General features: G+C 48.7%; 8 protein-coding genes. 6 read left to right on the forward strand and 2 right to left on the reverse strand.

Annotated elements, in window-relative coordinates:
* Positions 1–37: 37 nt before the first annotated feature.
* Positions 38–997, reverse strand: coding sequence for a nucleoside hydrolase (locus tag ACYVR3_RS12340; protein WP_461244492.1), 960 nt, complete (start codon positions 995–997; stop codon positions 38–40).
* Between the two features lie 156 nt (positions 998–1,153).
* Here ACYVR3_RS12340 and ACYVR3_RS12345 point away from each other — a divergent pair, with 156 nt between their 5' ends.
* The 4 genes from ACYVR3_RS12345 to ACYVR3_RS12360 all read left to right on the forward strand — a co-directional run bounded on the left by ACYVR3_RS12345 (position 1,154) and on the right by ACYVR3_RS12360 (position 6,689).
* Complete coding sequence (locus ACYVR3_RS12345; RefSeq protein ID WP_461244493.1) at positions 1,154–2,173, forward strand: PrsW family intramembrane metalloprotease; 1,020 nt, start codon at positions 1,154–1,156, stop codon at positions 2,171–2,173.
* A 17-nt stretch (positions 2,174–2,190) separates the two neighbouring features.
* Positions 2,191–3,180: an NAD(P)/FAD-dependent oxidoreductase gene (locus ACYVR3_RS12350; protein ID WP_461244494.1), complete on the forward strand. Its 990-nt coding sequence runs from the start codon at positions 2,191–2,193 to the stop codon at positions 3,178–3,180.
* A gap of 90 nt (positions 3,181–3,270) precedes the next feature.
* Positions 3,271–3,927 (forward strand): histidine phosphatase family protein, encoded by a 657-nt coding sequence (locus tag ACYVR3_RS12355; RefSeq protein ID WP_054733741.1) that lies wholly within the window; start codon positions 3,271–3,273, stop codon positions 3,925–3,927.
* Positions 3,928–4,550: 623 nt separating this feature from the next.
* Entirely contained in the window at positions 4,551–6,689 is a 2,139-nt protein-coding gene (locus ACYVR3_RS12360) for an LTA synthase family protein (protein ID WP_461244495.1), read from the forward strand.
* A gap of 367 nt (positions 6,690–7,056) precedes the next feature.
* Here ACYVR3_RS12360 and ACYVR3_RS12365 read toward each other — a convergent pair whose 3' ends face one another.
* Complete coding sequence (locus ACYVR3_RS12365) at positions 7,057–7,974, reverse strand: VOC family protein (protein WP_461244496.1); 918 nt, start codon at positions 7,972–7,974, stop codon at positions 7,057–7,059.
* Between the two features lie 320 nt (positions 7,975–8,294).
* Here ACYVR3_RS12365 and ACYVR3_RS12370 point away from each other — a divergent pair, with 320 nt between their 5' ends.
* Positions 8,295–8,717 (forward strand): GNAT family N-acetyltransferase, encoded by a 423-nt coding sequence (locus tag ACYVR3_RS12370; protein ID WP_461244497.1) that lies wholly within the window; start codon positions 8,295–8,297, stop codon positions 8,715–8,717.
* Positions 8,718–8,829: 112 nt separating this feature from the next.
* Positions 8,830–9,276, forward strand: a complete 447-nt coding sequence (locus ACYVR3_RS12375; RefSeq protein ID WP_054733747.1) for a MerR family transcriptional regulator — start codon at positions 8,830–8,832, stop codon at positions 9,274–9,276.
* The last annotated feature ends 158 nt before the right edge of the window (positions 9,277–9,434 follow it).

The raw sequence follows: 9,434 nt of genomic DNA on the forward strand, positions 1-9,434 counted from the left end.
TCAGACCAACTGGCCTGAATCTTTTTAATTATAATGGTTAGTTAGCTGCAAACAGTTTCGTGAGATAGGTCATGAACGTTGCCAAGTAACGGTCAGCGTCAACGTTGATTCCAACTTTCACGTTAGTTTCGGGTTGATCCAAGCGAGCTTGGTCACCGATGGTCCGCCCGTAAGTGGCAGGGTCAGTCGAAACAAACATGTTAAGGCCTAACGTGGTCAAGAAGCTTGGGTCTAAGGCAACCCCAACGGCTAACGGATCGTGCAGGGCACAACCAGGCACTTGTGGGTTGGTTTCTTCGTAGGCTTCGATGTAGTAGTCCACGAGGTCGGCGAAGGCCGTTCCGGCAGCGGTGTTGAGTTCACGCCATTGTGACGTTTCCTTGCGGGTCAATAGGGTTCGCAGGGTAACGTCCAAGCCAACCATGGTCAACTTCATTGGGCTGGTAAATACGGCGTTGGCCGCTTCAGCATCTTGGTTGATGTTGGCTTCGGCGTAGGCGTTCACGTTACCTTCAACGGTCAACGCGCCGCCCATCAGCGTCACGTTGCCGATTTCGGTCGCAATTTCAGGGGCCTTTTCAAGCGCCTTGGCTAAGTTGGTCAAAGGACCGGTTGGCACTAAGGTCAAATCCTTGCCGTACTTATGAACGGCGTCAATCAAGAAATCCACGCCAGACGTGGTTTCAAGTGCCCGCTTAGGTTCTGGCAGGTCAACTTGGCCAATCCCGTTTTCACCGTGGATCCGGGCACTAATTGGCATCCGGTCAAAGTGGTCGCTCACAAGTGAGTGGCTTTCGCCCAAGTAAACGGGCACATCGGTCGTCCCTAAGAGTTCCAAAATCTTAAGGGCGTTGATGCCGCCTTCCTTAACGTAAACGTTCCCGTAAGAACCGATGATCCCAATCAGATCAACGTCCGGAGCAGCTAAAGCGTAGGCAATCGCCATTGCGTCGTCAATCCCAGTATCTAGGTCTAAAATCATTTTCTTTGTAGCCATTCAAAAACCTCCATGGGCGGCAGTAAGGGGTGCCACCCGATTTAATGAGTTGAAAGCGCTAAACGATACACTATAATGATAAGTGAACTGAAAACTAAACACAACACTTTGCAACTAAGTTTTGCGTGAGAATTGTTGCAAGCGAGAGGAGCTGGCATGAGTCAAACTGAATTGAAAGAACTAGGCAAGAAGCGTCATCGCGATAATCTCTTCGATGACGCGACTAAGGAATTGAACGAATGGACGGGAGAAGATACCGTCGTTGAGATCCATATGTTTCGGATGTTTTCGGAAGTGTTTAAACGTCATAATAAGGATGAAGCGGATGCGCTGTTTATCGTTGGCACGAAAACGACGACACCCAGTTTGGAACAGGTGTCTTCCGCTCCGGTCAAACCGTGGCTGTTTACCCGGGTTATGGCGCTATTGGGTGCTAGCTTTGGGTTATTAACACTGTTGTTTTTGGTGTTTCACAGTGATAAGGCCGTGCCCGGAATGATCTTTATTGGGTCGTTAGCGGTACCATTTTCGTTAGCCATTATGTTTTTTGAAATTAACGTGTACCAAAATATCTCGGTGTTTCAAGCCACGCAGGTCTTTTTGATCGGTGGGATTGCGTCATTGATTGCTACGATGGTGTTGTATGAGATCATTCCGTCGGGCAACGGTGTCGATTTGCCATCAGCGTTAGCCATTGGCTTCATTGAAGAAACCGCAAAGTTGCTGATTATCGGTTACTTCATTAACTCGTTTCGGGTAAACTATATCTTTAATGGGTTGTTGATTGGTGCCTGCGTTGGGGCTGGCTTTGCGGTCTTTGAAACGTCTGGCTACACCGGTGAATTTGGGTTAGTGACCCTGTTTGTGCGTAGTTGGCAGGCAATTGGGACTCACACCATCTGGTCAGCCATTGTTGGTGCAGCGATTATTTTAGCCAAGGAAAACCGGCAGCCGGTTCAAGGTAAAACGATGGCGCGACCAAAGTTTTTACGATTTTACGTGTTGGCGATGTTACTGCACGCCGGCTGGGATTGGCAGGTGCCGTTGCCGTTTTTGAATGTCTTTGATTTACAAAAATGGTTGTTGATCATTGCCGGATGGGTGGCCATCTTCGTGCTGATCAACGCAGGCCTGCGAGAGGTTCGAACGCTACAAGGACAACGCATTATTAATTGAAAGTAGAGGATGACACAGTGACAGAAAGTTATGATTTAACGATTATTGGTGGCGGCCCCGCGGGAATTTTTGCGGGTTTTTACGCTGGGATGCACGAAGCAAACGCGCAGTTGATTGAAAGCTTGCCGCAGTTGGGCGGTCAGGTGCAGGCCCTGTATCCTGAAAAGCACATTTTGGATATTGCCGGCATTCCGGATATTCAGGCGCAGGATTTGATTAAGCAGCAGGTCAAGCAGTTAGCGCAATTTCCAATCACCCAGAAGTTGGACCAGACCGTGACTGATATTCAGCGGACGGCGGATGGCTTTATGGTGACCACGCCAGCTGGAACCAGTGAGAGTAAGGCCATTGTGATCGCCGTTGGGAACGGTTCGTTTTCACCGCGACCATTGGTGATCGATAACGCAGCTGAATTGCAGGGTAACCATCTATTTTACGCGGTGACTAACGTTGAACAATTCCGGGACAAGCGCGTCTTGATTGCGGGTGGTGGTGATTCCGCTTTGGATCAAGCGTTGATGTTGGCGCCGGTTGCGAAGAGCGTTCAGTTGGTGCACCGGCGTGATGAGTTCCGGGCGTTGGAACACACGGTAGCGCAGGTGAAGGCTTCTGATATTGAAGTGACGACGCCATACATGATTAAGGCAGCCGAACCGGTTGCTGATGGGTTGGCAGTCACGCTGAAGAAGATGCGTACGGATGAGACGATCACCACGGTGGTGGATGATATCGTAGTGAGCTACGGCTTTACGTCCGACCACAAGACGGTGGATGCTTGGGGCATTGATTTGGAGACGGAACGGCATTTGTTTAAGGTCGATACCACGATGCAGACGAGTGAACCCGGTATTTACGCCATTGGTGATGGGGTCACGTATCCTGGCAAGCAGGCGTTGATCGCCACGGCCTTTGGTGAAGCACCGATTGCGGTGAACGCCATTATGCAAACATTGTATCCAACGCGGCGGGGACCAGCTCACAGTTCATCAATTCGGCCCGTTAAATAACTCAACTGAAATCGGTTTCAGAATCAACTAACGCCCGTTCGGACAAAATGCTATACTTGACTTAACAAATCGAAATGAGGTGTCAGGGTTATGACTAAGCTTAACTTATACGTGGTCCGTCACGGTCAAACGTACTTTAACATCTACAACAAATTGCAGGGGTGGAGTAATTCACCGTTGACCCAAAAGGGAATCGATGGGGCTGAGGCGACCGGCGAGCGGTTGGCAGATGTGCATTTTGATGCAGCTTACTGTAGTGATACGACTCGGGCAATGGATACGGCGAAAATCATCTTGTCGAAGAACACGGCATCAGACGTCAAGGAACCAACGACGGCGATGAACTTCAGAGAAGAGTTCTACGGCTACTTCGAAGGCAACGACATGGCGCAAGCGTGGTACTTAGCGGGCGCCCCACACGGCCTACCAACCTTTAAGGACATTGTGGCCAAATACTCTATTGCCAAAGCCAAGGACTACTTGAAGGATGCCGATCCATTCCACCAAGCCGAAAATAACGACGAGTACTGGCAACGAGTCGACAAGGGCTTCGATATCATTCGTCAAAACCCTGACTTAAAGGACGGCGACAATGTCTTATTGATCAGTCATGGCAACACCTTGCTGAGTTTGATGGAACGTTATGCGGGTGGCAAGTACGATTTGAGTGTGCGGCCAGCTAATGGGAGTTTGACTCGGTTGACTTTGACTGATAGTGATATTTTGGTGGAGAGTTATAATCAGTAGAGCGTCAACCAAAGCGTTTAGAGAGTGGAGTACAACAAGACCCCAATAAAACTGGCCGGGCTTTGGCCAGTTTTATTGGGGTCTTGTTGTATGCAACTCTCTGCTTTGGTTGGCGCGTTTCGGCGTGGTGGCCAGAAAGCGGTTGAGAGGGCAAACTTCAGACTGCGAATGGCGTGCGGAAAGGTGAAAGTTAAGTCTGAGCCGAAAAACAACGTAGTAGCAATGCACGTCGCCAGAAGCAGTCGGTAACGGCGTGGGGCAAGTTTGATTGTCGCCTCGTTGTATGCAACTCTCTGCTTTGGTTGACGCGTTTCGGCGTGGTGGCTAGAAAACGGTTGGGAGGACAAACTTCAGAATACTGATGACGTGCGGAAAGACAAAAGTTAAATCAGAGCCGAAAACAACGTAGTCGCAAAGCACGTCGCCAGAAGCAGTCGGCGGCCGGGCTTTGGCCAACTTTATTGGAGATTCGTTGTATGCAACTTTCCGCCCGGTCCCTAACCGCCTAGTAATACCCGCTACTTAAATTTCCCATAAAAACCCCAACCCACCCTGCAAAATCCCCCAAAATCTGCTACACTGATTATCAGCTATACACGTCGTTAATTAAAGGAGCCATCATCTTGGATTTGCTGAAACGTATCTGGCAGAAAACCAACACGCGGCTGGGGTTTGCTACATTATTGGTCATTTGTTTTTGGCTGAAGACCCTGGTGGCCTACTTCGTTGATTTTCACATCGTGTTAAACGATCCCTTACAGTTTATTCTGTTTGTGCTTAACCCGATTGCGACTGCCATCATTCTTTACAGTCTCGCGCTGTATGTTAAACCAGCGCGGCTGTTTTATTTACTGGTTATTGTCATCGACATTTTGAACACTGTGCTGCTGTACCTCAACGTTATCTATTACCGGGAATTCACTGACTTTATGACGGTTGCGACGATGCTGGGGTATTCGAAGGTCAATCAAGGACTGAGTGGAAGCTCGATTGCCCTGACATCGTTTCATGACGTGCTCTTCTGGATTGACATCGTGGCCGTGGTCGTCTTGCTACTCACTCGACGGATCAAGACGGATCAGCGACCACTCAACTGGCGGGCGGCCTTTGCCACCACGTCAGTTGGCTTTTTAGTCCTCGGCCTTACGATGGCCGTCAGTGAAATGAACCGACCACAGTTGTTAACGAAGACCTTTGACCGGTCGTATATTGTCAAATACCTGGGGATCGATACCTTCACGGTGTACGATGCCGTTAAAACCCAACACACCAACGATGTTCGGGCGACCGCGAAGAAGTCGCAGTTGAGTGGCGTATTTAAATTTATGAAGAAAAACTACGCCAAGCCGAATAAGCAGTTCTACGGTAAGGCGAAGGGCAAAAACGTTATCGTGATCCACTTGGAGAGTTTCCAACAATTCCTGATCGACAAAAAGGTCAACGGCAAGGAAGTTACGCCGTTCTTGAATAAGTTGTATCACAGTCAATCCACCTACGCTTTTGATAACTTCTTCAACGAAGTCGGGCAAGGGAAGACCAGTGATGCTGAAAACATGCTGGAAACCAGTACCTACGGCTTGCCGCAGGGGTCGTTATTCTCGCAACTGGGGAGCGATAACACCTTCCAAGCTGCGCCAGCGATCCTGAACCAGCGTGCAGGCTACACGTCGGCAGTTTTCCACGGGAACGTGGCTAGTTTCTGGAACCGAAACAACACTTACAAGAATATGGGCTACCAGTACTTCTTTGATGCCAGCTACTATGACACCTCAGGCGATAAATCGCTCGGATTTGGCCTGAAAGATAAGCTCCTGTTCAATGATTCGGTGAAGTACCTAGAACGGCTCCAGCAGCCATTTTACGTCAAATACCTCACCGTGACGAACCACTTCCCATTCTCCTTGGATAAGGAAGATATGGATCCGAACTTTAAGGCGCCGGATACGGGAAACAAGACTGTGGACAACTACTTCGTCACGGCTCACTACCTTGATCAATCATTGAAGGAATTCTACAGTTACCTTTATAAGACTGGCCTAGCGAAGAACACGCTGGTCATGTTGTACGGTGACCACTACGGCATTTCTAACTCTGAAAACAAATACCTCGCTAAGGAACTGGGTAAGGATCCAGACGACTGGACGGACTTTGATAATACCCAACTGCAACGGGTACCGTTGATGTTTAACATGCCGGGAACGAAGGGCGGTCGCATCAGTCACGAATACGGTGGCGAAATTGACGTGCTGCCAACGTTGCTGCACCTGTTAGGCATTAGTACCAAGCAGTACATCCAGTTCGGGACGGACCTGTTCTCAAGAGAACACCAGCCAGTAGTGGCATTCCGAAACCAAGATTGGATCACGAAGAAGTACACCTGCTTGTCGGGCACTTTATACGACAATCATACGGGACAAGAAATCCAGCCGGATAAGAAACTGAAGGCGAAGATGGACAAGATTCAGGACCGGGTAGGGGAGGAATTGCACCTATCAGATTCATTGAATCAGAAGAACTTGTTGCGGTTCTACACACCAAAAGGCTTTAAGTCGGTTGATGCGAGAAAGTACAACTACGCCGATGGTCTGTTGAAGGAAGTTAATATCGAAAAGAAACTGGGCAAAAAGTCAACCAGCTTGTACAGCAAGCACGGCGGCACGACCCAGTCACTCTTCAAGACAGATGCGCCAGAGTTGAATCATAAGTCGACGGATTCTAACCGAATTAAGATTACTAATCCGGATGCGGATTCGACAAAATAGAGCGAAAAAAGAAGCGTTTAGGGAGTGAAATATAAGGGCGTCCCAACGTAACTGGCCGGGTTTTGGCCAGTTGCGTTGGGACGCCCTTATATGCAACTCCCTGCTTCTTTTTTCGCGTTTCGGCGTGGTGGCCAGAAAGCACTTCGGATGACGAACCTCAGAATGCCGATGACGTGCGGAAAGACAAAAGTTAAACCAGAGCCGAAACCAACGTAATCGCAATGCACGTCGCCAGCACCACTCACCAAAAAAACGCGGCTTTGCCCAGCAAAGCGCCGGCAAACAGCCAGTCCAAGTAACTAAAAAAGCGATGCGCACTGCCAACAACTAAACAGTGCCCATCGCTTTTAAATATCATTCAACCCAACTACTCCACCGAACGTCCATCATGAAAATCAACGCCCTGCTTCGCATAGTAATCCAAAATCTCCTGCCGATGAGATTCAAACTTAGGCGTCAACCCAAGATCATTCCCCATCGTCAAAATCGGTTCATCCAAACTAAACCCAGGGGTTGGGGTCGCCAACTCGATCCGGTTATCACCAGGATCACGCAGGTAGAGACTCTTAAACCAACCACGGTCCCGGTACATTTCAATCTGCCAACCTTGGTTTTCGGCTAAGTCGTATAAACGAAGCAGTTCAGCCTCATCGTCAACACGAAGGGCAACGTGGTCGATACTACCACGGCCAAAGCGGGTGACTTCGTTAAAGTCGGGCGTTTGAACCAGTTTAATTTGCGCTTGGCCCTCTAACTCAACCACGTTATCAGTAACGGTTAAATTCAGTAACTGTTCAAAGAAGGCTTGGGAAGCTGCAACGTCGGGGACGTGAAGTTCCGTACCTAAGAACTTGGTAATTTGGTATTTGGCATCAATGCCGTTATTCGGTACAATTTGCCACTCGGTCAATTGCGTAGGCGTTTCCACCATGGTGATTGGAATCTGTTCCGGATCATCAAACTGCAGGGTTGTCCCGGATGGCGTGACGGTAATGCCATTTGCGGTCAACCGTTTCTGCCAAAAATCAGCACTACCCGTTGGAATTCCTAGTCGAAACCCGTTGATAAAGTGGTTGCCATCAGTTCGGCGTCCCAGCAATGGGAGCACGAAGAAGGTGATCACAGAACCAGGCGTCCCCAGATTATCGCCGTAGAACAGGTGCCGAATGTGAATGTTTTCCTGATTAACGGTGTTCTTAACCAACCGCATCCCCAGCACTTCGGTATAGAAGTGAATATTCTTTGCGGCATCTTTCGTCAGAAGTGAAATATGGTGTGTTTGCACGACCATCGCCTACTTTCGTAATTTGAATTAAGTATAGCAGAATTGGGAAAGGGTGTGTCGGAAAACGATTTGAAAGCGGAGCGTAAGGGTAACCCGGCAGAAAGTCGTGGGTTTGGCGACTTTTTGCCGGGTTACCCTTACGTGCAGCTTTCAGTTTTCCATAACACGTTTAGTCTCGAGGACAGCGATGAAATAACGTCATATCAACCACCAAGCAACACCACGATCACCCAAACAATAATCAATTCCAACAACCGCTAGCCAACCTCCCCAAACCGTGTTAAATTAGTCCTACACGCTAAAAACAAAGGAAGTTAATCATGCTAACCATTAAAAAAGCAACCGGCACCAACAACTCGGTTTATCCCGATGCCGCCAAAATCAGACAAGCGGTGTTCGTTAAAGAACAGGGCATCGATGCCGACCTAGAATTTGACACCTTAGACGCTCAAACGACCCACTACGTCGGCTACATAGATGATCAACCAGTTGTCACGGCGCGGTTAAATGCAACCGATGAGTGGCATATTCAGCGAGTTGCAACCTTAGCCTCAGAACGTCATAACGGGTACGCCGTGCAGTTACTCAAGCAACTTATTGCGGACGCCGAACCAGGTAGTTTACTCAGTTTAAATGCGCAGGAAACTGCCATCGGTCTCTACAAACAACTCGGATTTGAAGTTATCGGTGAGCCATTCCAAGAAGTGGGGATTACCCACGTTGCGATGCAACGGAAAAAGTGACCCAAATGTAAGAATCCGGTGAGTTTTGGGGTTTTTCAGCGGAATCATTTGCTACTGGCCCTATGAATGTGAAATAATGAAAGTAGCAATCCCTGAGAGGTGGAGCACCCACATGGAAAATAGAAAAAAATTACCGAACTTTGTTGATTTAGACCTGTTAGTTTTTCGAATCGGTGAACTGAGTCGGATGACGGGCATTTCATCCCGTCAATTACGTTACTGGGAACAACGCGGCTACATTTCCGCGATGGACCGTGAAGATGAGCATAAAGCCCGGTTGTATAACTTTCATACCCTGATTCAGGTCCTGATCATCAGTCGGTTACTGGACGAAGGGTACCGATTACCAAGTGCCGTTGAAAAGATGCACGACATGGTTAAAAAAATGAGCATTACTCGGGAGTTTTTCACGCGGGCGTTCCAAGGCATCGAAGTCGATGGCGACACCGTCAAGATGAACCTCGGGTACTTCGATGATGCGCATACGCAGACGTTATACGGCCTGAACGAAGACGGTCATATTCGCTATGAAGTTGAGCCAGCGCATCCTGAACAATGATATTGATTGAGCCTAGCTGTTATCAGTTGGGCTTTTTTGTTGTCGCTTGAGTTTGGCGATAGTGTGCGAAGTTTGTTAAGCTTGGCTTCGTTGGCGCGTTAATCATGGATGATATTGTGGGCACAACCGGTCGGTCAGAAAATTTGGGCTGGAACGCC

The organism is Secundilactobacillus muriivasis, assembly GCF_054785195.1.

Bases quoted from the DNA above. Each gene is read 5' to 3' on its own strand.
- ACYVR3_RS12345 (WP_461244493.1), top strand. From the start codon at position 1,154: ATGAGTCAAACTGAATTGAAAGAACTAGGCAAGAAGCGTCATCGCGAT.
- ACYVR3_RS12340 (WP_461244492.1), bottom strand. From the start codon at position 997: ATGGCTACAAAGAAAATGATTTTAGACCTAGATACTGGGATTGACGAC.
- ACYVR3_RS12355 (WP_054733741.1), top strand. From the start codon at position 3,271: ATGACTAAGCTTAACTTATACGTGGTCCGTCACGGTCAAACGTACTTT.
- ACYVR3_RS12375 (WP_054733747.1), top strand. From the start codon at position 8,830: ATGGAAAATAGAAAAAAATTACCGAACTTTGTTGATTTAGACCTGTTA.
- ACYVR3_RS12370 (WP_461244497.1), top strand. From the start codon at position 8,295: ATGCTAACCATTAAAAAAGCAACCGGCACCAACAACTCGGTTTATCCC.